The organism is Zobellia alginiliquefaciens (assembly GCF_029323795.1).
Classification (GTDB): Bacteria; Bacteroidota; Bacteroidia; order Flavobacteriales; family Flavobacteriaceae; genus Zobellia; species Zobellia alginiliquefaciens.
In genome coordinates this window covers 4,715,260-4,738,113 of record NZ_CP119758.1, presented here as the reverse complement: position 1 = coordinate 4,738,113, position 22,854 = coordinate 4,715,260, and the positions used below count along the sequence as shown (strand labels likewise).

The window sequence follows — 22,854 nt, the reverse complement described above, 5'->3', positions numbered from 1 at the left end:
GTGGATAAATATTTAGTTTTAAGGTTATATCCATCCTCATAAATAGTAAATAAACAGTAGACCAAAAATGGCTTCAACATCAGATATTAGAAAAGGACTTTGTATTCGTTACAATAATGATATTTATAAAATCATTGAATTTTTGCACGTTAAACCGGGCAAGGGTCCTGCTTTTGTTCGTACCAAATTAAAAAGTGTTTCCACTGGTAAAGTATTGGATAATACTTTTTCCGCTGGCCATAAAATAGAGGATGTTCGTGTTGAAACACGTTCGTACCAATTTTTGTATCCTGAAGGAGAAACCTATCACTTCATGAACACGGATGATTATAACCAAATTACACTTCAAGAAAGTTCTCTTGATGCTCCGGGATTATTGAAAGAAGGAGAAGTTGTAAAAATCCTTTTCAATACAGAGGATAGCATGCCATTATCGGTAGAGATGCCTGCAAGTGTTGTGCTAGAGGTAACGTATACCGAACCTGGTGTAAAGGGTAATACAGCAACTAATGCCACAAAACCTGCTAAGGTTGAAACCGGGGCAGAAGTAAATGTGCCCTTATTCATCAATGAAGGTGATAAGATAAAAATAGAGACCGATAAAGGGACCTATATGGAGCGTGTTAAGGAATAATTTTTCTTCTTTATAAGCAGTCAAGAACACTTTTTAAAAGTAATAATCGCATATCCTGTTCCATTGAAATTTCCACAACCACAAGAACTAAAGACCGTAGCCGAATTAATTAATTGTGATTATGTTGGCGCTGATGATTTTCAGGTTTTGGGTATGAACGAGATTCATGTGGTTGAAAACGGAGATATAGTTTTTGTAGATCACCCTAAATATTATGATAAGGCATTGGCTTCAAAGGCCACGATTGTACTTATCAATAAAAAAGTGGATTGCCCAGAAGGAAAGGCACTTTTAATTTCCGATGACCCCTTTCGGGATTTCAATAAGCTTTCGGTGCATTTTCGTCCTTTTGAACGAGCCATAAATTCAGTTGCTATGTCTGCGGAAGTGGGAGAGGGGACCATCGTTCAGCCTAATGCATTTATTGGAAACAACGTAAAAATCGGAAAGAATTGCCTGATTCATGCCAATGTGTGTTTATATGATAATTGTGTAATCGGTGATAATGTAATCATTCACTCCGGTTCCGTTTTGGGAGGCGACGCTTTTTACTACAAAAACCGTCCAGAAGGTTTTGATAAACTTATTTCTTGTGGCCGTGTGGTTATTGAAGATGATGTAGAAATTGGTGCACTTTGTACCATTGATAAAGGGGTTACAGGCGATACGACCATAAAAAAGGGAACAAAATTGGACAATCAGGTGCATGTGGGGCATGACACTGTCATTGGTGAAAAGTGCTTGATAGCCTCGCAAACCGGTATTGCAGGATGTGTAATTATAGAAGATGAAGTAACACTATGGGGCCAAGTAGGTACCAATAGCGGAATTACCATAGGAAAGAAAGCGGTTATAATGGGGCAGACCGGAGTGACCAAATCGGTCGCAGGTGGCAAGAGTTATTTTGGTACACCCATAGAAGAATCACGTGAAAAGCTAAAACAATTGGCTTATGTGAAGAAAATCCCGTCTATTCTTAAAAAATTAGAAGAATAATATGCGGTCTGAGTTCAGATTTCATTTGTAAACTTATATTTTTGTCACATTAAAATAAACTAGAGAGTATATGAGCGTTTTAGTCAATAAAGATTCCAAGATAATAGTTCAGGGCTTTACAGGTAGTGAAGGTACTTTTCACGCAGAACAAATGATCGAGTACGGTACCAATGTTGTTGGTGGTGTAACTCCTGGTAAAGGAGGTCAAGAACATTTGGGAAGACCTGTGTTTAATACGGTTGAAGAAGCTGTTGAAAAGGTTGGTGCGGATACTACCATAATTTTTGTACCGCCAGCTTTTGCTGCTGATGCTATTATGGAAGCTGCCAGTGCGGGTATTAAAGTAATTATTACTATTACCGAAGGTATTCCTGTTGCCGACATGGTAAAGGCTTCTAATTACATTAAGCACATGGATTGCCGTTTGGTAGGTCCTAACTGTCCAGGTGTAATTACTCCAGGAGAGGCTAAAGTAGGTATTATGCCTGGTTTTGTATTTAAAAAAGGAAACGTTGGTATTGTATCTAAATCAGGTACGTTAACGTATGAAGCTGCCGATCAGGTAGTGCGCCAAGGTTTAGGTATTACAACCGCAATCGGTATTGGTGGTGATCCAATTATTGGCACAACAACAAAAGAGGCCGTTGAGCTATTGATTAACGATCCAGAGACCGAATGTGTTGTAATGATTGGTGAGATAGGTGGTCAATTAGAAGCAGATGCTGCTAAATGGTACAAAGAAAGCGGCAGCAAGAAACCGGTTGTTGGTTTTATTGCCGGAGAAACTGCTCCTGCTGGTAGAACTATGGGTCATGCCGGTGCTATCGTTGGTGGAAGCGATGATACAGCTCAAGCTAAAAAGAAAATTATGAGAGATCACGGAATCCACGTGGTCGATTCTCCTGCTGAAATTGGCATAAAAGTAAAAGAAGTTATGGGTTAATTCCCTGAAGGATATAAGAATCCCGTTTTCGATATTTCGGAAACGGGATTTTTTTATAGCCGTTTTATGAAACAAAACTTATATTTGAAGTAGAACAGAGCAAATCTATTTAAAGCATGAAATTGTTAGAAGGAAAAAATGCAATTATCACTGGAGCCAGTAGAGGAATAGGTACAGGCATCGCAAGGGTTTTTGCCGAAAATGGAGCCAATGTGGCTTTTACGTACAGCTCAAGTGAAGCGCCGGCATTGGAACTTGAAAAGGAGCTAACTGCATTGGGCATAAAAGCAAAAGCATACAAAAGTAATGCGGCAAGTTTTGAAGCCGCTGAAAAGTTGGTTGCAGATGTTCTTGAGGATTTTGGTGGTATAGATATCTTGATTAACAATGCAGGTATTACCAAAGATAACTTGCTTATGCGTATGTCAGAAGCTGATTTTGATAGCGTTATAGAAATCAACTTAAAGTCGGTTTTTAATATGACCAAAGCGGTTCAGCGTACCATGCTGAAACAAAGAAAAGGTAGTATTGTAAATATGAGTAGTGTGGTCGGTGTTAAAGGGAATGCAGGTCAGACAAACTACGCAGCTTCAAAAGCCGGTATGATTGGGTTTACAAAATCTGTGGCTTTGGAGTTAGGCTCAAGGAATATTAGGTGTAATGCTGTTGCCCCAGGTTTTATTGAAACTGAAATGACTGATAAGCTTGATGAAAAAGTGGTTCAGGGTTGGAGAGATGGTATTCCGTTAAAAAGAGGGGGTTCTCCAGAAGATATTGCAAATGCTTGCCTATATTTTGCGTCAGACTTATCGGCCTATGTTACGGGTCAGGTGCTGAACGTAGATGGCGGCATGCTTACATAAGGTATATATTCCCGGAAGGTAGTTGATGCTCTTCCGGGTAGTATAGCTTCAAAAGAAACTTCCTTAATGAACACCCAGACGATTCTCTTTATAATCTTAGCCGCAATTGTTTCATTGGTGCTGGTGTTATTTCAGTGTTTCTATAAAAATAAGAGAAAGGATAAGCTTAGTGTAGCTCTGGCGTTCTTACGTTTTATAACATTCTTCTCGGGGTTTCTTCTCCTTATAAACCCGAAGTTTACCAAAAACGAGTATACCACTGAGAAAGCCAATTTACTGGTTTTAAAGGATAATTCCTCATCTATGGCTTCATCCAAATTAGCTATAGAGAAAACAATAGAAAGTCTTAAGGAAAGTGATGAACTCAATAAACGTTTTTCACTTACGGAGTATAATTTTGGCGCGGAGTTAAAGGATAATGATAGCTTGACTTTTGCAGAAAAAAACACCAATATTTCAAAAGCATTATCGGCATTAAAAGAAGTGTATTCAGCTACTAATTCTGCTATTGTTTTAATTTCTGATGGAAATCAGACTTTAGGTCGCGACTACGATTTTCAGAGTGAACAACAACAATTTCCTGTTTTTCCCATTGCTGTGGGAGATACTACGCGTTATGAAGATGTAGCTATTTCTCAAGTGAATACAAATAGGTATGCCTTTCTAAAAAATAAATATCCCGTAGAAATTTATATTTCATACACCGGAAGTGAAAAGGTAAGTGTTCCCATTCAAGTTTCATTAAACGGCAAGACGGTTTTTAGGCAAACACTTTCATTTTCCGACACTCATACAAGTGAAGTGGTCAATCCGTTACTAGAAGCAAATTCTATTGGGGCTAAAAATCTTCAGGTTTCTGTTGGAGCACTTAAAAATGAACGAAACGTAGCAAATAATAAAAGAACGGTCGTTGTAGAGGTTATAGATGAAAAAACAAATATAGCCTTGGTTTCTAGTTTGTTACATCCGGATTTAGGGGCGATAAAAAAATCAATAGAAAGTAATGGTCAGCGTTCGGTAACCATTATGAAACCCAATGCGGGGGCCAAGGAATTGGAAGAGGTAGACCTTTTTATTTTATACCAACCTAACGGTTCTTTTAAAAATTTATTCAGCTATATAGAGAAGAAACAGGCCAATACATTTACCATTACGGGGCCTAAAACCGATTGGAATTTCTTGAACCGAGTTCAAAAGAAATACACAAAAAATAGTTACAATCAAGAGGAAGAGGTATTCGCTGTTTTAAATTCTGGCTTCGGTCTCTTTGGCAGTGGGGAATTTACGGTAGATGATTTCCCTCCACTTCAAAGTAGTTTGGGAGATATTGTGTTACATGGTAAAAATGATATTTTGTTGACGCAAAAAATTAAGGGCGTCGATTTAAATCAGCCTTTATTAGCGGTATTCGAAGCAAATGGAAAGAGAGATGCTGCGTTATTTGGGGAAAATATATGGAAATGGCGTGTACAGACTTACGGAAATCTGCAGAGTTTCCAAAATTTTGATGACCTTATAGGGAAACTTGTTTTGTATCTGGCAACCAATAAATCTAGACAGCGGCTGACCTTAGATTATGAAAATGTTTACGCAGGAAGTAACGAAGCAAGAATTTCAGCGACCTATTTTGACAAAGCGTTCGTTTTTGATGCAAATGCTGAAATAGTACTCAAGCTAAAAAAATCAAAGACAAAAGCAGTTACGGAAGTGCCAATGTTGCTGAAAGGGAGCTACTATGAGGCAGATTTAAGTAATCTACAAGCGGGAACCTATGATTTCTCCGCAACGGTAAAAAAAGACAATTTATCCAAAACAGGAAGTTTTACTATTTTGGATTTTGATGTTGAAAAACAGTTTTTAGCTACGAATGATACGAAGTTAAATCGTTTGGCGGAAAATACTGGTGGACGTTTGTTTTATCCGAATCAAAATTCGGATTTAATTCAGACGCTATCAAACGATAATCGCTTTTTACCTACCCAGAAAAACAAGCAAAATGTCGTATCTTTGATAGATTTCAGACTATTGTTGGGGCTAATGGTTATTGCCCTTGCAGCGGAATGGTTTTTAAGAAAATATAACGGATTAATATAAATTAAAATAAATGGACAAATTACCCAAAATTGCATTACCAGTAATATTCGCTTTTATAGTAGTTATCATCTTAATTTCAAAATCTGCGGTCACCATTGGTTCTGGTGAGGCAGGTGTACTATATAAAACTTTTGGAGGTGGGGTTGTTACAGATGAACCGCCATTGGGAGAAGGTTTTCATATTGTTGCACCTTGGAACAAGGTCTTTGTATATGAAGTAAGACAGCAAGAAGTGCTTGAAAAAATGAACGTTCTGTCAAGCAACGGTTTGGATATTAAACTGGAGGCTTCGGCATGGTTTGAGCCTATCCGGAACGATTTAGGAAAGTTGCATCAAGAAAAAGGAGAGGCGTATGTACAAAGGGTCTTGTTGCCAACCATTAGGTCGGCAGCTCGTTCAGTTGTTGGGCGCTATACTCCAGAACAATTGTATTCTAGTAAGAGAGATGCCATTCAGCAAGAAATTTTTGATGAGACCCAGAAAATTGTTTCGGGCCAGTATATTCAATTGAACGAAATATTGGTTAGGGATGTTACTTTGCCTCCAACAATCAAAGACGCTATCGAAAGAAAATTGAAACAAGAGCAAGAGTCTTTGGAATATGAGTTTAGATTGGTAACTGCTAAAAAGGAAGCAGAAAAAGTAACAATTGAAGCTCAAGGTAAGGCGGACGCAAATAGAATTTTGAGCGCATCTCTTACGGATAAGATTTTGCAAGATAAAGGTATTGATGCAACTTTGAAGTTAGCGCAATCTGCCAATGCCAAAGTTGTGGTAGTAGGTAGTGGAGAATCTGGTTTACCTTTAATCTTGGGAAATAACTAATCTGTTTTAGTTAAAAGGAGTTGCAGGGTTTTTGTTTATTTTGCAACTATTCTTTTGAGAAATGAAAAATAGATTTTACATTTACGTCATAATGAAAAACAGAAATACACATCATCATATTTACACTGGCTCTCAGGCGAGGTAAATATGTATTGTAGTATTACAAAAATATTAAAAACCCGTTTGAGCAATCAAGCGGGTTTTACTTTTAGAGCTCTTTTGGTGGCTTGAACATAATCAAAAATGAAAATGACAAAAATTAGAATTGCTATCCAGAAATCAGGTCGGTTGAATGAAGATTCACTACAAATTTTAAAAGATTGTGGGGTTTCTATCGATAATGGAAAAGACCAGCTTAAAGCCTCTTCAAGAAACTTTCCCTTAGAGGTGTTTTATCTTCGTAACGGAGATATTCCCCAGTATTTAAGAGATGGCGTTGTTGATATTGCTATTATTGGAGAGAATGTTTTGATTGAAAAAGGCGAGGACATAGGCATAGCCGAAAAGCTTGGTTTTTCTAAATGTAAAGTCTCTTTGGCTGTACCTAAGGCCGTAAAATATAAATCTGTTCAAGACTTTGAAGGCAAGCGTATAGCTACTTCTTACCCGAATACAGTGCGGAAATATTTAGATGGAAAAGGGGTAAAGGCTGATTTGCACATCATTAATGGTTCTGTGGAAATTGCACCTAATATTGGTCTTGCAGATGGTATTTGTGATATTGTTTCCAGCGGAAGTACCCTTTTCAAGAACAACTTAAAAGAGGTTGAAGTAATGTTGACGAGTGAGGCTGTGTTAGCAGTTTCTCCAAATATTTCAGAGGAAAGAAAAGAAATTCTAAAGAAACTTCAGTTTAGGATAAAATCTGTGCTACAGGCACGTCAGTCTAAATATGTTTTGTTGAATGCTCCTAATGATAGATTGGATAAAGTTTTAGAATTGTTGCCTGGAATGCGAAGCCCAACAGTTTTACCTTTAGCGGAAGAAGGTTGGAGCTCTGTACACACGGTAATCAATAAAGACAAGTTTTGGGATGTTATAGATGAGTTGAAGCAAGCTGGAGCAGAAGGTATTTTAGTTTGCCCGATTGAAAAGATGGTACTTTAGTTTTCAGCGATGGAGGGCGAATTGATACTGGAACTGATTCCTTACGAAAAAATGGAGTCGATTCTACCTTTGGTCTATGATTTAAATGAAGGTAAGCTTTCAAAAGAAGTATTGCAAACCCGGTTGGAATCAATGAAGGCTATGGGCGGTTATGAATGTTTGGGGGTTTATGATAAGGAAAATTTAATCGCTTGTTGCGGTATTTGGTTTTTGCATAAGCTATACAAAGGCAAACATATAGAGTTAGACAATGTTTTTGTTACTACCGAATATAGGAGTAAGGGAATAGGTAAACTCATGATGGAATGGCTTGTAGACTATGCAAACAGTAAGGGTTGCAATAGTATTGAACTTAATTCTTATGTCGCGAATGAAAAGGGAGTAAAGTTTTGGGAACGTCATGGTTTTGAGCCATTGGGTTATCACATGATTAAGAACTTAGAGTAAAAAAATGAACAAAATTTATAATCCTGATAAGGGGGAGTGGAGCAGTGTTTTAATGCGCCCCACACAGACCGTGGCAGACATTGAACAAACGGTAGAAGGTATTTTTCAAGAGGTTCAAGAAAATGGTGATGCTACTTTAAAGAAGTACACTGAGCAGTTTGATGGTGTTTCACTTGAAAATTTAATAGTTTCTGAGCAAGAAATAGTAGAGGCCGAAAGCTTAGTTTCTCAAGAACTGAAGGATGCCATTCAATTAGCGAAAAATAATATTGAGGTTTTTCATAAAGCGCAGAAAACGGACAAAGTTACTGTGGAAACTGCGAATGGTGTGCAATGCTGGCAAGAAAAAAGACCCATACAAAAAGTGGGACTTTACATTCCCGGTGGTACGGCACCTTTGTTTTCTACAATCTTAATGCTTGCTGTGCCCGCTACCATTGCAGGTTGTGAAGAATTGGTATTGTGTTCGCCTCCAAATAAAGAAGGTAAAATCAATCCTGCTATTTTATATACCGCAAATTTATGTGGTGTTAAAAAGATTTTTAAGGTTGGTGGCATTCAGGCGATTGCTGCTATGACTTTTGGTACGGAAAGCATTCCTGGGGTGTATAAAATTTTCGGTCCCGGCAATCAGTATGTTACGGTCGCCAAGCAAATTGCAACGAAATACGGTATTTCTATTGATATGCCTGCAGGACCCAGCGAGTTATTGGTTTTGGCAGATGATTCGGCCAATGCCGCTTTTGTAGCTTCAGATTTGTTGAGTCAGGCGGAACATGGTGTGGATAGTCAGGTGATTTTGGTTTCTACTTCCAAATCTATGATTGATGCTGTTGAAGAAGAGGTAGAAGTACAGCTTGAAAAATTGCCTAGAAAAGAGATAGCGGAAAAGGCCATTGCCAATAGCAAGTTGATTTATGTGACCGATGATCAAACGGCAAATGATTTAATCAACGCTTATGGACCGGAGCATTACATCGTTTGCGTGAAAAACGAAGCATTTTTCGTGAACAATATTAAAAATGCCGGATCGGTATTCATAGGTAATTATACACCTGAAAGTGCAGGTGACTATGCTTCAGGTACGAATCATACTCTACCTACCAATGGCTATGCAAAGCAGTATAGCGGTGTAAATTTGGATAGTTTTATGAAGAGTATGACGTTTCAGAAAATCAGTGAAAAGGGCATTCAGGAAATTGGCAATGCCATTGAAATTATGGCGGAAGCCGAAGGACTTCAAGCACACAAGAACGCGGTAACGCTAAGACTCAATAGCTTAAAGAATGAATAAAGAATTCAATATACAAAACCTGATAAGGGAAAATGTAAAAGGCTTGAGTCCGTACAGTTCCGCTCGGGACGAATACGTTTCCGACGGCTCGGAAATGGTATTTTTAGACGCGAATGAAAATCCGTACGAAAATGGAGTGAACCGATATCCAGACCCGCAACAAAGAGGTTTAAAGGCGGTTTTAGCAGAACAGAAAGATATTTCGGTGGAAAATATTCTTTTAGGCAATGGAAGTGACGAAGTACTAGATTTAATATTCAGGACCTTCTGTGAACCGAAAGTTGACAATATTATTTCCTTGCCTCCAACATACGGCATGTACAAAGTGCTTTCGGGCATCAATATGGTGGAAAATAGAGAAGTGCTTCTAACCGAAGATTTTCAGCCAGATGTTGAAGGGATTTTAAAAGCTGTGGATGAGCATTCAAAACTCTTGTTTTTGTGTTCGCCTAATAATCCTACCGGAAATATTTTTAGCGAAGAAAGTATGGTGAGGTTGCTGAATAAGTTCAATGGTTTGGTGGTTATTGATGAGGCCTATATAGATTTTGCAGAAAGCGAAAGCTGGGTCTCCAGATTGTCTGATTTTCCAAATTTGGTCGTAACTCAAACGCTTTCCAAAGCTTACGGAATGGCGGGGATTCGGTTGGGTGTTTGTATTGCATCCAAAGAAGTAATAACGGCACTCAATAAAATTAAGCCACCGTATAATGTGAATGAACTCACGCAGCAAAAGGCATTAAAACGGGTTCTTGATGTACAGTCTGTAAAAGACGAAATCTCCAATATATTGAATGAAAGAGAGCGTCTACTTAAAGTATTGCGTGAAGTTTCGTTTGTGGAGAATATATATACGTCAGACGCCAATTTTGTGTTAGCCAAAGTGGATGATGCTACCAATAGATACAATCAATTATTGGCAGAAGGAATTGTAGTGCGCAACCGAACAACACAGCCCCTTTGTAAGAACACCTTGCGTTTTACGGTGGGTACACCAGAAGAGAATAAAAAATTAATAGAAGTACTAAATAAGCTAACCTAAACCAGAAGCTTAAGAGACCAATACTATGGCAAAAAAAGTTTTATTTATTGATAGGGACGGTACCATAATCAAAGAGACTGTTGACGAGCAAATTGATGCTTTCGAGAAAATGGTCTTTTACCCCAAAGCATTTACGTTTTTGGGAAAAATAGCCAAAGAACTCGATTACGAATTGGTAATGATTACCAACCAAGACGGACTTGGAACCGATGTTTTTCCAGAGGATACGTTCTGGCCCGTGCATAATTTTATTTTGAAGTCCTTTGAAAACGAGGGAGTCGTTTTTGACAAGGTTTTTCTAGACCGTACGTTTCCCCATGAAAATGCAAATACCAGAAAACCAGGTACAGGTTTGTTAACGGAGTATTTTTCTGAGGATTATGATTTAAAAAATTCGTTCGTAATCGGTGACCGCCTTACGGATATTGAATTGGCTAAAAACTTAGGGGCTAAAGGCATCTTCATTAACGATGAAACCAATTTGGGTACTGGAGAAATCACAGTGAAAAGAGGCGAGTTGGATTCCGTTATCGCTTTAGAAAGCAACGACTGGGAGAAAATCTATGAGTTTTTAAAGTTGGAGAACAGAGTGTCGGAAACGCACAGAAAAACTAATGAAACGGATATTTACATCAATCTAAACCTAGACGGGACGGGCAAAAGCAATATCAAAACAGGTCTGTCTTTCTTTGACCATATGCTAGATCAATTGGCTCGCCATGGACAAATGGATTTGGAGATAAAAGTAGATGGTGATCTAGAAGTAGACGAGCACCATACTATTGAAGATACAGCTATTGCTTTAGGGGAGGTGTTTCACACGGTACTAGGTTCTAAAATGGGGATTGAACGCTACGGTTTCTGCCTTCCTATGGACGACTGCTTGGCACAAGTGGCCATAGATTTTGGTGGTCGTAATTGGTTGGTTTGGGATGCGGAGTTTAATCGGGAGATGGTAGGAGATATGCCAACGGAAATGTTCTATCATTTCTTTAAATCTTTTACAGACGGAGCCAAAGCCAACCTAAATGTAAAAGCGGAAGGAAAAAATGAACATCACAAGATAGAGTCCATTTTTAAAGCATTCGCAAAGGCAATTAAAATGGCGGTAAAACGGGATGTAGAAAAAATGGTACTGCCAAGTACAAAGGGAGTTCTTTAAAAATAGTAGTGAGTGTTGAGTACAAGGCATTAATTTTTTAATATTCGCTCTGTACTCATTACTTGATACTCAATACTAAATAAATGAAAATAGTAATTATAAATTACGGTGCAGGGAATATTCAGAGTATCAAATTCGCTATCAAGCGATTGGGGTACGATGCCGTTTTGAGTAGTGATGCAGAAGAAATTAAAGCTGCGGACAAGGTTATTTTTCCAGGTGTAGGTGAGGCGAGTAGTGCCATGAAAATGCTTTTGAACAGCGGGCTGGACAAAATTATACCTACGCTAAAACAACCCGTACTGGGTATTTGTTTGGGTATGCAGCTCATGTGTCACTCTTCCGAGGAAGGAAATACAAAGGGCTTAGGAATTTTTGATGTGGATTGTGTTAAGTTTTCTAACGAAGTTAAAGTCCCACAAATTGGATGGAACCAGATAGCGAATTTAAAATCGGACTTGTTCAAAGGCATAGCCGATAAAGAGCATGTTTATTTGGTACACAGTTTTTATGCACCATTGTGCAAAGAAACCATAGCGGTATCTGAATACGGACTAAAATACAGCGCAGCCTTGGCGAAAGACAATTTTTATGGTACCCAATTCCACCCTGAGAAAAGTAGTGACGTAGGAGAGAAGATTCTTGGGAATTTTTTGAAGAATATATAGAGGAATTAGTACTGAGTAATGAGTATTGAGATTCCAACGAGGAAATATATAAATATGGAGAAGTTAGAAGTAGAGATAAAGGATAATAAATTAAAAAAATCTCAGGTAAAGCATTTCTATAATGGGCGTTTTTTAACTTCTACTAACTACTAACTACTAACTACTAACTACTAACTACTAACTACTAACTACTAACTACTAACTACTAACTACTAACTACTAACTAATGAGAATAATACCCGCAATAGATATCATAGATGGTAAATGCGTTCGCCTTTCAAAAGGGGACTATGATACTAAAAAAATATACAATGAGAACCCGTTAGAGGTAGCGAAGGAGTTTGAAGCACATGGTATTCAATATTTGCATTTGGTGGATTTGGATGGCGCTAAGAGCAAACATATCGTAAATCATAAGATTTTAGAGCAAATTGCTTGTGGCACCACGTTGAACATTGATTTCGGCGGCGGATTGAAAACGGATGATGATCTAAGAATCGCTTTTGAAAGCGGAGCGAACCAAATTACTGGCGGAAGTATTGCGGTAAAAGATAAGGAGACGTTTTCCAGCTGGATTCAAACTTACGGTGCCGAGAAAATTATTTTAGGTGCGGATGCCAAAGATGAAAAAGTAGCCGTTTCGGGTTGGCAGGAGGAATCTACTGAAAAATTGATTCCGTTTATTTCATCATATCAAGAAAAAGGAATTGCCTATGTCATCTGTACCGATATTTCCAAAGACGGCATGCTAGAAGGACCTTCATTCGATTTATATAAAAAGATTTTAGAGCAGTGTAAAGTTGATATGAAGGGAGTTGAGGGAAAGGTAACCCAGCGACTAAAATTGATTGCCAGCGGTGGTATTTCAACTTTTGATGAATTGCCAAAACTTGCAGAAATGGGCTGTGAAGGCACAATAATCGGAAAAGCCATCTATGAAAATAGAATCAGCTTAAAACAGCTAGAGGATTTTATATTGGAAATGGGAGGGCGGTAAGAAATTTAAGCAATAAAGAACATTGTAATATGCTAGCAAAGAGAATAATACCCTGTTTGGATATAAAGGATGGAAGAACGGTAAAAGGTGTAAATTTTGTTGATTTACGTGATGCGGGGGACCCAGTGGAATTGGCTGAAATTTATAGTAAGGAAGGAGCGGACGAGCTGGTTTTTCTAGATATTTCGGCAACGGAACAGAAGCGAAAAACTTTAGCGGAGCTAGTTTACCACGTAGCGGAAAAAGTAAGTATTCCGTTTACGGTAGGCGGGGGAATTTCGTCTGTGGAAGATGTTGATGTTCTGTTGCAAAATGGAGCGGATAAGGTTTCTATTAATTCATCCGCAGTAAAGAATCCACAGTTAATAAACGATTTGGTGGCGAAATTCGGTTCGCAGTGTATTGTGGTAGCCATAGATGCCAAACAGATAGATGGAGAGTGGATCGTTCATTTGGTAGGAGGTAAAGTGCCTACGGAACGTAAACTGTTTGAATGGGCAAAAGAAGTAGAAGAACGGGGAGCAGGTGAAATTCTTTTTACCTCAATGGATCATGATGGTACTAAAGATGGTTTTGCCAATGAAGCGCTGAGCAAACTGAGTACGGAATTGAACATTCCTATTATTGCTTCAGGCGGTGCGGGAAACATGCAACACTTTACAGATACCTTTGTTAATGGAAAAGCCGATGCGGCCCTTGCAGCCAGTGTTTTTCATTTTAAAGAAATCGGTATTAAAGATTTAAAAGAAGATTTAAAAGATAACGGTATTCCGGTACGATTATAGGCCGGGAGTATGAACAAAGAATTCAAATAAAATAACCGACTATGAAAAAAATAGGATTGATAGGGGGCATTACATGGCAATCAACACAGTTGTACTACCAGTTACTGAATTCAAAAGTAGCAGAAACATTAGGTGGGCAAAATTCTTGTAAATGCATAATTGAGTCTGTTAATTTTACGGATATAGCTGAAAAGCAGGGAAAAGGCGATTGGGATACGCTGCACGCTGAAATGGCCAAAATAGCCTTGCGATTGCAAAATGCAGGGGCCGAGGTTATTTTAATATGTGCCAATACTATGCATTTAAGTGTTCCCGCAATCGAAGAAAAAATAGATGTTCCCGTATTGCATATAGCGGAGGTTGCCGGAGAGGCGGTCAAAGCAAAAGGATGCCAAAAAATATTGTTGCTGGGTACGAAGTATACTATGGAGTTGGATTTCTATAAGGACATCCTTAAAAATCAGTTTCAAATAGAGGTATTGATTCCTTCTAAAGAAGATAGAGAGGTGGTTCATGACGTAATATATCATGAACTCTCCAAAGGCATTATTACTGAAGAATCAAAAAAGAAATATTTAGACATTATTGGCAAAGCCGAAAAAGAAGGTGCGCAAGGTGTTATTTTAGGTTGTACCGAAATACCGTTACTAATTCAGCAAGAAGATTGTACGATAGCGGTTATAGATACCACAAAAGAACATGCTCATGCGGCCGTAAAATTCGCACTGGCTTAAAATATATACGATGAAAATAGATTTCAATAAAAATGGAGACGGACTTGTACCGGCAATTATTCAGGACGCAGTTACAAAAAACGTTTTGATGCTGGGGTACATGAACCAAGAGGCTTTTGACAAAACTGAAGAGACCAAAAAAGTAACGTTTTATAGTCGCACTAAAAAAAGATTATGGACCAAAGGGGAGGAGAGCGGAAATTTTTTGGAGCTGGTAGATATTAAAAACGATTGTGACGATGATACACTTCTAGTTTTTGTAAAACCCGTAGGTCCTACTTGTCATAAAGGAACCGGTACCTGTTGGAACGAAGAGAATAACCCTAATTTTGGTTTCTTTTCGCAATTGGAAGAAGTCATCAAGCAGCGTCGTGAAGCTTCGGATTCTAGTAAATCATATGTTGCCTCTTTATTTGAAAAAGGCATAAACAAAATAGCCCAAAAGGTTGGGGAGGAAGCCGTGGAAACTGTAATAGAGGCCATGGATGATAACGATGACCTCTTTTTATATGAAAGTGCCGATTTACTTTTTCACTACCTAATGTTGCTTCAGGCAAAAGGATTCACCTTAAAAGATATAGAAGCGGAACTAGTAAAACGACATAAATAGTCGTTTTACTAGTTTCTATTTTTTAGCTGTGAAGCTCCTTTTATCCGTTCATGATTGATAACTGCAGTACCCTTGTAGTTTAGAGTGCTCGCTCCCGTTGCCTCTACATCTATTGATTCCGTGGCAGTAAGGAAAGCTTCACTGGCTCCTGAAAGATCTATGTTCAAACGTTCTATTTGTAAATCGTAATTTCTAAAGTCACTGCTTCCGGAAAGGTTGGCGTGTATGGATTTTACTTCCCCGTAAATATCGGCTTCAGATGCACCATTTAGGTCAACATTCAGATAATCTGCAAAGACTTCACCGGTAAGGTCAGACGCTCCGGAAAGCTCAATTTTGCCACGTTCGGTATTCCAAGGACTTTCTAAGGTTACGCTTGCTGCTCCAGAGAGGTCAAATTCAGAAATGTCTTTGGTGGTTATAAAAGCCTTTAATGTGGGATTGCCACTTACCGTTGTGTATCTTTTAAGTTTGATGATAACTTCGTTTCCTTCTCGTGCAACAACAATACGGTCTTGTAAATTGTCATTCGCTTCAATTTGGATTTCCTCTTCATTATCTGAAAAGGTAACGTAGACATCAAAAGCATTGGAAACTTTTAGTCCGTCATAATCTGAAATGGTTAAATCTTTAGTGGTGATTTCATCCGAAGCTCGTATATGGTCATAGTCACAAGAGGTAAGAATTCCACATGCCACGGCCATGGCGATATACATCGTTTTTTTTCGCATTTTGATTGATTTATGCTTATCAGTGGACAAGCAGGTTGATGAATTGTAAATTTTTTATAGGTGCACTAAGCGTTCTTTGAGCTGTGTAACGGGAATCCATTGAAAATTAATGGGAGACCATTCCTCTACATTTAGTCGATTAGAGTTGGAGTCGTTTTTAAGGTACACTTGATTATTTTCGCTGAATACATGTTGTGTCTCAATTACGTCATGGCAGAATGCACACTGTCTTTTGATTTTTGTCATTGTATGTTCTTTTTATAACGGTTACGGCCCATATTAAAGATGCCTACTTTAACTCCTATTCCGGCTGAGAAGCCATTAATGCGTGTAGTGCGCGTTGGGGGAAGTTGAATTCTACTGGAAAAACGATATTTTACACCAGCTTCTAATTGCAGATAGCGTGATATATTAAAAAGAGCACTGATTCCGGGTTCTGCTACAAAAACTACATCAAAATCATCTTCTGTAAGTTCTTCTTCGTACCTCTCATCATCATGAAAACGATTATCTATATACCCCACACCACCGGCACCTAGTAAAAGGGGAAAAGAAAGGTTGACACGTTTTTTACTAAAAAATATAGGCTCTAGATGTAAACCACCGTAAGCACCTATTAAGTCTTCGTAACGCGCTAGACTGTTGTTATAAATATCTTGTTCCGAGTATAGAAAATTGCCCGCAAAGCCTATTTCAAATTGGCGATTGGCTACATAGGCAACTTTAAGCCCGCCCATGAATGCATTTTGATCATCAATTTCGCCAACACCCATAGTAAGGCCAAGATATACCCCGTGAACGACGTTGTTACGGTCGTTAAATTCCAAGTATTCTTCTGTTTCATTTTGGGCAGAACCAAAGAAAGTTGCTCCCAAACATAATACAAGAAGACTCGTTTTTAATGATTTCATCACTGTTCATTTTTTGATTGATTACCTAATAGACAACCTAAGGCACGAAAAGTTGCACCAAAAACGAATTATTTTCAAAAAAAATGAATTTTTCCTTGTAATAGGAATTGTGGGTAGTGAAAAGGATACTTAATTTAATGCCGGTTTACTATTGTCAGCGCCCCATTTATCCAGACTTTCTAAGATGTCTTTGAGTGATTTTCCTTTTTCTGTTAAACCGTATTCAACTTTTGGAGGAACCACGGGAAATACCTCTCTCATGACCAGTCCGTCTTTTTCTAGTTCACGTACAGTTTGAGTAAACATTTTATTTGATATTCCTGGAATTTTCTTCTGTAATACGCCAGAACGTAATGGCCCATCAAGGAGATGAAAAAGAACAATTGGTTTCCACTTGGTACCGATTAAATTCATGGTGTGATTTAAAGGGCAGTAATTTTTATTATTCATTTTAGATACAAACTGTTGGTAATTAGCAATTTACTCTTTTTGGTAACTATGTCACTTTTGGGTAAGTTATTGTCTATAAGTCAAATATAGGTTTATTTTGTAGTGTAAAACTAAAAATATGAACACAAATAAAGAGTATCCAAAATCATTTTCACATATTGGTATTACGGTTCCCAAATTAGAAGAAGCCGTTACATTTTATTCTGAAGTAATGGGGTGGTATGTGATAATGGCTCCATCAAAAGTTAAAAAAGAAAAAGAAACAGCCATTGGCCAGATGTGTATTGATGTTTTTGGTGAAGACTGGGAAGAATTTGAAATTGCCCACATGTCCACTTCCGATGGTGTTGGAATTGAATTATTTTCATTTCCACAGGGGGTTAAAGAGGCACCAGATTTTAATCCGTTCAATACGGGACTATTCCATTTTTGCATACAAGACCCAAACATTGAAGATTTGGTTGATAAAATTGTAGCGCATGGTGGAAAGCAGCGTATGCCCATAAGGTCTTATTACCCCAATGAAAAGCCCTATAGAATGTGTTATGTGGAAGACTCTTTCGGAATTGTTTTTGAAATCTATTCGCACAGTTATGAGTTGACGTATTCTTCCGGGGCATATACGGAGTAATTGAAACAAAATTTAAAATGAAAGCGACCAATACTCAAAAGAGTGTTGGTCGCTTTTTTATACTTAAAGAATTTCTCAAAAGCTAACTTCTCAATACTGAATACTACATCACTACCCACTACCTTTAAAGTTCCTTCAACAAAACCACACCCTTTTTCCCGGTAATGGAAATACGACCTTGCACTTTCTTACCATAAATAGCGTTGATTTTCCGAAGCTTTTTACCTTTATCCAGCATTTCCGAATCTACATCGTGAAATGATTTAGGTAAGCGCACCAGGCCTTCTTCCAGTACGGCCGAGAATTCGTGAGGGAAGTCCGTAATATTAAGGCTTACTTCTGACGACTCTTGCTCAATAATAATTGTACCATTAGTAGATAGGATGTGATCAGCTCTAAAATCCGATATTTTTAAGACTAAATCTATATCCTTGGCCAACCTTCTTAATTGAATGGTACTGAACTTAAGCATCCCGTAAAAAGTGCCTGTTTCCTCTAGGTCAACCTCATCTTTGTTGGAGTAGAACTCCAAAGAGCCAATAGTATGCATGCTAATTTCACTACCACTACTGTTTAATCGCATAGTGTTGGAATCATCCATATCCAACCCGCCATTCTTCAGGTCTAGGTTGCCGTAGTTGATATTTTTTGCTCGTAACTTTCCATATTTCAAATTAATATCCGCTTTGTTCAGGTTATCGTTTATCCACATATCGCCATGTTGTACATCGGCTTTTAAGATACCTATCCAATCTTCAATAAAAACATCACCAAATTTGTTTATAATTTCCATTTCGGCCTTTTCGGGCATGTATACTTTATAATCTATTTGCACATTACTACGGTCAAAATCAAAAGGGTTAGCTTTTTCAAAAAGGTTAGAAAAGAATCCTGAACTGTTTTCTCCGATCTCATAACCAACGGATAGAAAATCATTGCTTTGGCGAATGATGGGTTTAATGCGGTCTAAGAGTTCTTTGGCATTATCTCTTTTTTTGTGGGTTACCGTAATATTTACAGTTATGGAAACCTCATCTTTGGTCCATCCGTAGATATTGATATTACCATATTTATTGTCTAAATGAATTTCTCCTGCATTGGTAAACCCGTAAGTCTTGGTTACCTTTTTAGACACTTTTTCCTGCGCCATGACCGGAAGGCCAAAGAGCAACACTGCAGCAAAAAGTAGCAGTTTTTTATAAAGTGTATCCATAATCCTCATCTTTTAATTTTGATTCGTTAAGCTGGTGCAATAGGTTTTCTATGAGTTCTATTCGCTTTCTATAATTAGAAACAATAGCCTCCAGTACTAGTTCGTTATCCAGGTTGTTCCTCATTTCTAACTTTAATTGTTCATACTCGGCATCCAGTTCATCCATAAAGGATAAAAACTCTTCTTTATCGGCCTCTGATAGTTCATCGTTATTCTTCACCAATTGAACCTGGTAGGAGACCAAACCTTTATAATGCATATCTATATCTTGTAGTTCCTTGGACACAAAGCTATTCTCCGTACTGGAACCGTCCAGAAAAGAAACACCGATGAGACCGGAAATCCCCAAAATTATTAGGACGCTAGCGGCAATACGGAGCATAGGAGATTTCCAAAGTGGAACTACTTTAGGCTTCGCCGGTTCTAGCTGGGCCTCTATATTTGCCCACATTTTGCCTCGGTCTGCTTTATGGTCGTCAAACAGCGCCTTGTTCTCCCGGATGTGTTTTTCAAAATTGTCCATTATAATGTGTTTATAATTTCAACTAGTTTCTTTTTGGCCCTGTGGTATTGTGATTTTGAGGTGGATGTGGAAATACCCAGCACCTCGCTTATTTCATTGTGGTCATAACCTTCAAGCAAATACAGGTTAATTATTTGTTTATAGCCCAGGGGAAGCTTTTCAATTCCTGTTTTAACTTTCTGTATGTCAACAGCATCTACCTTTTCTTTTTCCTCTTCTATGGTCAGGTGATACTCATGGTCGTCCATTGCCGCAAGGGGTAGACGTTTTACTTTTAAATGGTTTATGCTTTTGTTAATGACTATCCGCTTTAACCATGCTCCAAAAGTGGATTCATATTTAAAGTTGTGCAGGTTTTTAAAAGCATCTACAAAACTGTCCTGTACAATATCTTCCGCATCTTCTTTAATTCCCAAAAACCGCATTCCAATATTGTACATGGCATCCACGTAGAGCTCGTACAGTTGGTACTGTGCGTTTCTATCGCCAGACTTGCTGCTTTCAACAAGTGACCTATGCGTAAAGCGGATATCGGTTTCCAATTAATTTAAGAGGTTGATTGTACTCTAAATTTGATTTCACTAACAAAGACAAACAAAAATTGCAAGGGTTGCATTTGGAAAGATTTTTTTTTGCCTTCTATATAGTTATGTAATTGTTCTTTAAATATAATACCATAAAGTCTTCTCAATGTTATTATTTTGAAAAAAAATGAAAGGTCATGCAACCTTCTGGAAGTTTGCTTGTCAATAGGGGTGTTCATCAATCGAAATAAAATATAAAATGACGAAAAAAAGAATAGATAAGAAGCGGCAACGAAGGTTTACACCCTTACTAAGCTTAGTATTGCTGCTGGTGGCCGCATACGGTATGGCCCAAGAAAATTATACCGTAAGCGGGAAAATAACAGATGCAGCCAATGGAGAAACTCTTTTTGGAGCTTCGGTATTTTTAGAAGGCACCAGCATTGGTGTGGTAACCAATGAGTATGGTTTTTATTCCATTACGGCTCCGGAAGGCAATTATCGCTTGCATATCTCATACATGGGGTATTCGGAAAAGTACCAAGCGGTTACTTTAGATAAAAACCAGAAAGTAGATTTTGAAATTTCAGAAGCTTCAACCGAGCTAGAGGAAGTTGTGGTTAGTGCGGATGAACCGGAAAGAGCGGTTTTGCGAAAGCCGGAAATGAGTGTGGTTAAAATGAACATTGCCACTGTAAAACAAATGCCAGTTGTTTTGGGAGAAGTAGATGTTCTGAAATCCTTACAAATGCTTCCCGGGGTTACAAATAATGGGGAGGGTACTGGAGGATTCCACGTACGCGGTGGTGCCGGAGACCAAAATCTGGTATTGTTGGATGAAGCTATCATTTATAATACGTCTCACATGTTCGGATTCTTCTCGGTTTTTAACGCAGACGCCATTAAAGATGTTAAACTGTATAAAGGAGGCATTCCTGCTAGGTATGGCGGTAGAGTATCCTCCGTGTTGGATGTACGTCAAAAAGATGGGAATAATAAGCATTTTGCCGCAACAGGGGGAATAGGTATTATCTCCAGTCGGCTTGCACTGGAAGGCCCTTTATTTAAAGAAAAAGGTTCGTTCTTGGTGGCTGGGAGACGTTCATACGCAGACTTGTTGTTAAAGGCTGCAGGTGAAGATAATAGCGTGAGTTTTTACGACTTAAACTTAAAGACGAACTACAAGATAAATGCAAACAATAGATTATACCTTTCCGGGTATTTTGGAAGGGATGCTTTTGAACTAGGAGAGAATTTCTCTAGTAGTTACGGTAATTCAACAGGTAACTTACGTTGGAACCATATTTTTAATGACAGGCTTTTTTCCAATCTATCGGCAGTTTATAGTAAATACGATTATGATTTAGGTATTACTACAGCAGAGTTTGATTGGGTTTCATCCATTACAAATTATAACCTGAAATATGATTTTAAATATTATTTGAGTGATAAGTTTAAGCTCGATTTTGGGGCAAGCGGAATTTATTATGATTTTGATCCGGGAAAAATTAGTCCTACTTCTGAAACTTCTGCGGTAAACCCAATGACATTGGATAGTAAAAAGGCATTTGAGAGCGGTCTCTATATTAATGCCGAACATAAGCTAACCGATAAACTAACCGCACAATACGGACTGCGTTACAGCGGATTTACAAGACTTGGTGGACAACCTATAGTAAACTATGCCAACAATCAGCCTGTTGTATACAACCCCACTTTGGATATTTACGAACGGGGAACCGAAGTAGGAGAGACCTACTACGAAAAAGGGGATGCTATAGAAACATTTGGAAATTTTGAGCCTAGAGCTTCTTTAGCTTATGTTTTAAATGATAATTCTTCTGTAAAAGCAGGGTTTTCTAGGGTGGCACAATACATTCATTTATTATCGAACACCTCTTCTGCGACTCCGTTGGACGTTTGGGCACCAAGTGGTGAGTTTATCAAACCACAGTTGTCAAATCAATATGCATTGGGGTATTTTAGAAATTTTAAGGATAAAACTTACTCGATGGAAGCCGAAGTTTATTTTAAAAACACCGATAATCGAATTGATTATATAGATGGCTCCGACTTAATTGGGCAGAACACTATAGAAACAGAAATTTTAACGGGAGAGTCACGCGCTTATGGTCTTGAACTCCTTTTACGCAAAAACGAAGGCGATTTTACAGGGTGGATTTCATATACCTTGTCTAAATCTGAACAACGCACGCCAGGCGGTAATGCTGGTGGTTTAGGGATAAACAATGGGGATTGGTATAACACGCCCTATGATAGAACACATGATATTTCTGTTTCCGGTGCTTATAAGTTGAATGATAAGTTGAGTTTTGGTGCTAACCTGGTTTTTCAAACCGGGAGACCGGTAACGTATCCAAACGGCCAATATGAGTATGAGGGTATTTCCATTGCTAGTTATGCAGATAGAAATTCTGACCGTTTACCTTCTTATCATCGTTTAGATTTATCTGTCAATTACAAACCCAACCGTAAACCTGAAAAACGTTTTAAAGGGGAATGGGTATTAGGTATTTATAATGCTTATAACCGTAAAAATGCCGCCTCAATTTCCTTTGGTCAGAATTTAGAAACGGGAGCTAATGAAGCTACCAGAACGGCTATTTTTGGAATAGTTCCTTCGTTAACCTATAACTTTAAATTTTAGA

The 22,854-nt window shown here is 38.2% G+C and carries 25 protein-coding genes; 18 read left to right on the top strand and 7 right to left on the bottom strand.

All coding sequences use genetic code 11. The features are described from left to right. Positions 1 to 67 precede the first annotated feature (67 nt). The 16 genes from efp to hisIE all read left to right on the top strand — a co-directional run bounded on the left by efp (position 68) and on the right by hisIE (position 15,202). Positions 68 to 634, top strand: coding sequence for an elongation factor P (gene efp / locus P0077_RS19580; protein WP_276166884.1), 567 nt, complete (start codon positions 68 to 70; stop codon positions 632 to 634). 63 nt (positions 635 to 697) lie between these two features. Continuing rightward, positions 698 to 1,630, top strand: coding sequence for a UDP-3-O-(3-hydroxymyristoyl)glucosamine N-acyltransferase (locus P0077_RS19575; RefSeq protein ID WP_276166883.1), 933 nt, complete (start codon positions 698 to 700; stop codon positions 1,628 to 1,630). Positions 1,631 to 1,700: 70 nt separating this feature from the next. Beyond that, on the top strand, positions 1,701 to 2,573 hold the full coding sequence (gene sucD, locus P0077_RS19570) for a succinate--CoA ligase subunit alpha (RefSeq protein WP_276166882.1): 873 nt from the start codon (positions 1,701 to 1,703) through the stop codon (positions 2,571 to 2,573). Positions 2,574 to 2,689: 116 nt separating this feature from the next. Continuing rightward, positions 2,690 to 3,436 (top strand): 3-oxoacyl-[acyl-carrier-protein] reductase, encoded by a 747-nt coding sequence (fabG, locus tag P0077_RS19565; protein ID WP_276166881.1) that lies wholly within the window; start codon positions 2,690 to 2,692, stop codon positions 3,434 to 3,436. 66 nt (positions 3,437 to 3,502) lie between these two features. Further along, the gene (locus tag P0077_RS19560) at positions 3,503 to 5,530 is read left to right on the top strand and encodes a vWA domain-containing protein (RefSeq protein WP_276166880.1); all 2,028 of its coding nucleotides are present in this window, start codon (positions 3,503 to 3,505) and stop codon (positions 5,528 to 5,530) included. A 10-nt stretch (positions 5,531 to 5,540) separates the two neighbouring features. Then, complete coding sequence (locus P0077_RS19555; RefSeq protein ID WP_276166879.1) at positions 5,541 to 6,356, top strand: prohibitin family protein; 816 nt, start codon at positions 5,541 to 5,543, stop codon at positions 6,354 to 6,356. Between the two features lie 249 nt (positions 6,357 to 6,605). Further along, a complete protein-coding gene (gene hisG, locus P0077_RS19550) occupies positions 6,606 to 7,463 on the top strand; it encodes an ATP phosphoribosyltransferase (protein WP_276169232.1) in 858 nt (285 codons plus the stop codon). 51 nt (positions 7,464 to 7,514) lie between these two features. Beyond that, positions 7,515 to 7,910, top strand: a complete 396-nt coding sequence (locus P0077_RS19545) for a GNAT family N-acetyltransferase (protein WP_276166878.1) — start codon at positions 7,515 to 7,517, stop codon at positions 7,908 to 7,910. 4 nt (positions 7,911 to 7,914) lie between these two features. Next, a complete protein-coding gene (gene hisD, locus P0077_RS19540) occupies positions 7,915 to 9,204 on the top strand; it encodes a histidinol dehydrogenase (RefSeq protein ID WP_276166877.1) in 1,290 nt (429 codons plus the stop codon). Continuing rightward, positions 9,197 to 10,246 carry a histidinol-phosphate transaminase gene (gene hisC, locus P0077_RS19535; RefSeq protein WP_276166876.1) on the top strand — a complete coding sequence of 350 codons (1,050 nt, stop codon included), beginning with the start codon at positions 9,197 to 9,199 and terminating at the stop codon, positions 10,244 to 10,246. The genes hisD and hisC overlap by 8 nt, the downstream gene beginning before the upstream one ends. A gap of 25 nt (positions 10,247 to 10,271) precedes the next feature. Then, positions 10,272 to 11,408 (top strand): bifunctional histidinol-phosphatase/imidazoleglycerol-phosphate dehydratase HisB, encoded by a 1,137-nt coding sequence (gene hisB / locus P0077_RS19530; protein ID WP_276166875.1) that lies wholly within the window; start codon positions 10,272 to 10,274, stop codon positions 11,406 to 11,408. An 83-nt stretch (positions 11,409 to 11,491) separates the two neighbouring features. Continuing rightward, positions 11,492 to 12,076 carry an imidazole glycerol phosphate synthase subunit HisH gene (gene hisH / locus P0077_RS19525; protein WP_276166874.1) on the top strand — a complete coding sequence of 195 codons (585 nt, stop codon included), beginning with the start codon at positions 11,492 to 11,494 and terminating at the stop codon, positions 12,074 to 12,076. Positions 12,077 to 12,302: 226 nt separating this feature from the next. Next, a complete protein-coding gene (hisA, locus tag P0077_RS19520) occupies positions 12,303 to 13,073 on the top strand; it encodes a 1-(5-phosphoribosyl)-5-[(5-phosphoribosylamino)methylideneamino]imidazole-4-carboxamide isomerase (RefSeq protein WP_276166873.1) in 771 nt (256 codons plus the stop codon). Between the two features lie 29 nt (positions 13,074 to 13,102). After that, positions 13,103 to 13,858, top strand: coding sequence for an imidazole glycerol phosphate synthase subunit HisF (hisF, locus tag P0077_RS19515; RefSeq protein WP_276166872.1), 756 nt, complete (start codon positions 13,103 to 13,105; stop codon positions 13,856 to 13,858). Between the two features lie 41 nt (positions 13,859 to 13,899). Further along, positions 13,900 to 14,592, top strand: coding sequence for an aspartate/glutamate racemase family protein (locus P0077_RS19510; protein ID WP_276166871.1), 693 nt, complete (start codon positions 13,900 to 13,902; stop codon positions 14,590 to 14,592). 10 nt (positions 14,593 to 14,602) lie between these two features. After that, positions 14,603 to 15,202: a bifunctional phosphoribosyl-AMP cyclohydrolase/phosphoribosyl-ATP diphosphatase HisIE gene (gene hisIE / locus P0077_RS19505; protein ID WP_276166870.1), complete on the top strand. Its 600-nt coding sequence runs from the start codon at positions 14,603 to 14,605 to the stop codon at positions 15,200 to 15,202. An 8-nt stretch (positions 15,203 to 15,210) separates the two neighbouring features. On the opposite strand, the gene P0077_RS19500 is transcribed toward hisIE, so the two are convergent. The 4 genes from P0077_RS19500 to P0077_RS19485 all read right to left on the bottom strand — a co-directional run bounded on the left by P0077_RS19500 (position 15,211) and on the right by P0077_RS19485 (position 17,294). Then, the gene (locus P0077_RS19500; protein WP_276166869.1) at positions 15,211 to 15,933 is read right to left on the bottom strand and encodes a head GIN domain-containing protein; all 723 of its coding nucleotides are present in this window, start codon (positions 15,931 to 15,933) and stop codon (positions 15,211 to 15,213) included. A gap of 54 nt (positions 15,934 to 15,987) precedes the next feature. Next, entirely contained in the window at positions 15,988 to 16,179 is a 192-nt protein-coding gene (locus tag P0077_RS19495; protein WP_276166868.1) for a hypothetical protein, read from the bottom strand. Beyond that, on the bottom strand, positions 16,176 to 16,844 hold the full coding sequence (locus tag P0077_RS19490; protein ID WP_276166867.1) for a hypothetical protein: 669 nt from the start codon (positions 16,842 to 16,844) through the stop codon (positions 16,176 to 16,178). The genes P0077_RS19495 and P0077_RS19490 overlap by 4 nt, the downstream gene beginning before the upstream one ends. Before the next feature lie 129 nt (positions 16,845 to 16,973). Continuing rightward, complete coding sequence (locus P0077_RS19485; protein WP_276166866.1) at positions 16,974 to 17,294, bottom strand: winged helix-turn-helix transcriptional regulator; 321 nt, start codon at positions 17,292 to 17,294, stop codon at positions 16,974 to 16,976. Between the two features lie 118 nt (positions 17,295 to 17,412). On the opposite strand from P0077_RS19485, the gene P0077_RS19480 reads away from it, so the two are divergent. After that, positions 17,413 to 17,925, top strand: a complete 513-nt coding sequence (locus P0077_RS19480; protein WP_276166865.1) for a VOC family protein — start codon at positions 17,413 to 17,415, stop codon at positions 17,923 to 17,925. A 124-nt stretch (positions 17,926 to 18,049) separates the two neighbouring features. Here the strand turns inward: P0077_RS19480 and P0077_RS19475 are convergent, their stop codons facing one another. Genes P0077_RS19475 through P0077_RS19465 form a run of 3 tightly spaced genes read right to left on the bottom strand, consistent with a single transcriptional unit; the run spans position 18,050 to position 20,203 of the window. Then, positions 18,050 to 19,138: a hypothetical protein gene (locus P0077_RS19475; RefSeq protein WP_276166864.1), complete on the bottom strand. Its 1,089-nt coding sequence runs from the start codon at positions 19,136 to 19,138 to the stop codon at positions 18,050 to 18,052. Further along, on the bottom strand, positions 19,122 to 19,661 hold the full coding sequence (locus P0077_RS19470) for a hypothetical protein (protein ID WP_276166863.1): 540 nt from the start codon (positions 19,659 to 19,661) through the stop codon (positions 19,122 to 19,124). The genes P0077_RS19475 and P0077_RS19470 overlap by 17 nt, the downstream gene beginning before the upstream one ends. Next, positions 19,661 to 20,203, bottom strand: a complete 543-nt coding sequence (locus P0077_RS19465; RefSeq protein WP_276166862.1) for an RNA polymerase sigma factor — start codon at positions 20,201 to 20,203, stop codon at positions 19,661 to 19,663. The genes P0077_RS19470 and P0077_RS19465 overlap by 1 nt, the downstream gene beginning before the upstream one ends. Before the next feature lie 241 nt (positions 20,204 to 20,444). Between P0077_RS19465 and P0077_RS19460 the strand changes: the two genes are divergently transcribed. Then, entirely contained in the window at positions 20,445 to 22,853 is a 2,409-nt protein-coding gene (locus P0077_RS19460; protein ID WP_276166861.1) for a TonB-dependent receptor, read from the top strand. Position 22,854: the final 1 nt, after the last annotated feature.

Excerpts from the sequence above, each read along its gene's own strand:
- efp (WP_276166884.1), top strand. The coding sequence starts at position 68 with ATGGCTTCAACATCAGATATTAGAAAAGGACTTTGTATTCGTTACAAT.
- sucD (WP_276166882.1), top strand. The coding sequence starts at position 1,701 with ATGAGCGTTTTAGTCAATAAAGATTCCAAGATAATAGTTCAGGGCTTT.
- fabG (WP_276166881.1), top strand. The coding sequence starts at position 2,690 with ATGAAATTGTTAGAAGGAAAAAATGCAATTATCACTGGAGCCAGTAGA.
- P0077_RS19560 (WP_276166880.1), top strand. The coding sequence starts at position 3,503 with ATGAACACCCAGACGATTCTCTTTATAATCTTAGCCGCAATTGTTTCA.
- P0077_RS19555 (WP_276166879.1), top strand. The coding sequence starts at position 5,541 with ATGGACAAATTACCCAAAATTGCATTACCAGTAATATTCGCTTTTATA.
- hisG (WP_276169232.1), top strand. The coding sequence starts at position 6,606 with ATGACAAAAATTAGAATTGCTATCCAGAAATCAGGTCGGTTGAATGAA.
- P0077_RS19545 (WP_276166878.1), top strand. The coding sequence starts at position 7,515 with ATGGAGTCGATTCTACCTTTGGTCTATGATTTAAATGAAGGTAAGCTT.
- hisD (WP_276166877.1), top strand. The coding sequence starts at position 7,915 with ATGAACAAAATTTATAATCCTGATAAGGGGGAGTGGAGCAGTGTTTTA.
- hisC (WP_276166876.1), top strand. The coding sequence starts at position 9,197 with ATGAATAAAGAATTCAATATACAAAACCTGATAAGGGAAAATGTAAAA.
- hisB (WP_276166875.1), top strand. The coding sequence starts at position 10,272 with ATGGCAAAAAAAGTTTTATTTATTGATAGGGACGGTACCATAATCAAA.
- hisH (WP_276166874.1), top strand. The coding sequence starts at position 11,492 with ATGAAAATAGTAATTATAAATTACGGTGCAGGGAATATTCAGAGTATC.
- hisA (WP_276166873.1), top strand. The coding sequence starts at position 12,303 with ATGAGAATAATACCCGCAATAGATATCATAGATGGTAAATGCGTTCGC.
- hisF (WP_276166872.1), top strand. The coding sequence starts at position 13,103 with ATGCTAGCAAAGAGAATAATACCCTGTTTGGATATAAAGGATGGAAGA.
- P0077_RS19510 (WP_276166871.1), top strand. The coding sequence starts at position 13,900 with ATGAAAAAAATAGGATTGATAGGGGGCATTACATGGCAATCAACACAG.
- hisIE (WP_276166870.1), top strand. The coding sequence starts at position 14,603 with ATGAAAATAGATTTCAATAAAAATGGAGACGGACTTGTACCGGCAATT.
- P0077_RS19500 (WP_276166869.1), bottom strand. The coding sequence starts at position 15,933 with ATGCGAAAAAAAACGATGTATATCGCCATGGCCGTGGCATGTGGAATT.
- P0077_RS19495 (WP_276166868.1), bottom strand. The coding sequence starts at position 16,179 with ATGACAAAAATCAAAAGACAGTGTGCATTCTGCCATGACGTAATTGAG.
- P0077_RS19490 (WP_276166867.1), bottom strand. The coding sequence starts at position 16,844 with ATGAAATCATTAAAAACGAGTCTTCTTGTATTATGTTTGGGAGCAACT.
- P0077_RS19485 (WP_276166866.1), bottom strand. The coding sequence starts at position 17,294 with ATGAATAATAAAAATTACTGCCCTTTAAATCACACCATGAATTTAATC.
- P0077_RS19480 (WP_276166865.1), top strand. The coding sequence starts at position 17,413 with ATGAACACAAATAAAGAGTATCCAAAATCATTTTCACATATTGGTATT.
- P0077_RS19475 (WP_276166864.1), bottom strand. The coding sequence starts at position 19,138 with ATGGATACACTTTATAAAAAACTGCTACTTTTTGCTGCAGTGTTGCTC.
- P0077_RS19470 (WP_276166863.1), bottom strand. The coding sequence starts at position 19,661 with ATGGACAATTTTGAAAAACACATCCGGGAGAACAAGGCGCTGTTTGAC.
- P0077_RS19460 (WP_276166861.1), top strand. The coding sequence starts at position 20,445 with ATGACGAAAAAAAGAATAGATAAGAAGCGGCAACGAAGGTTTACACCC.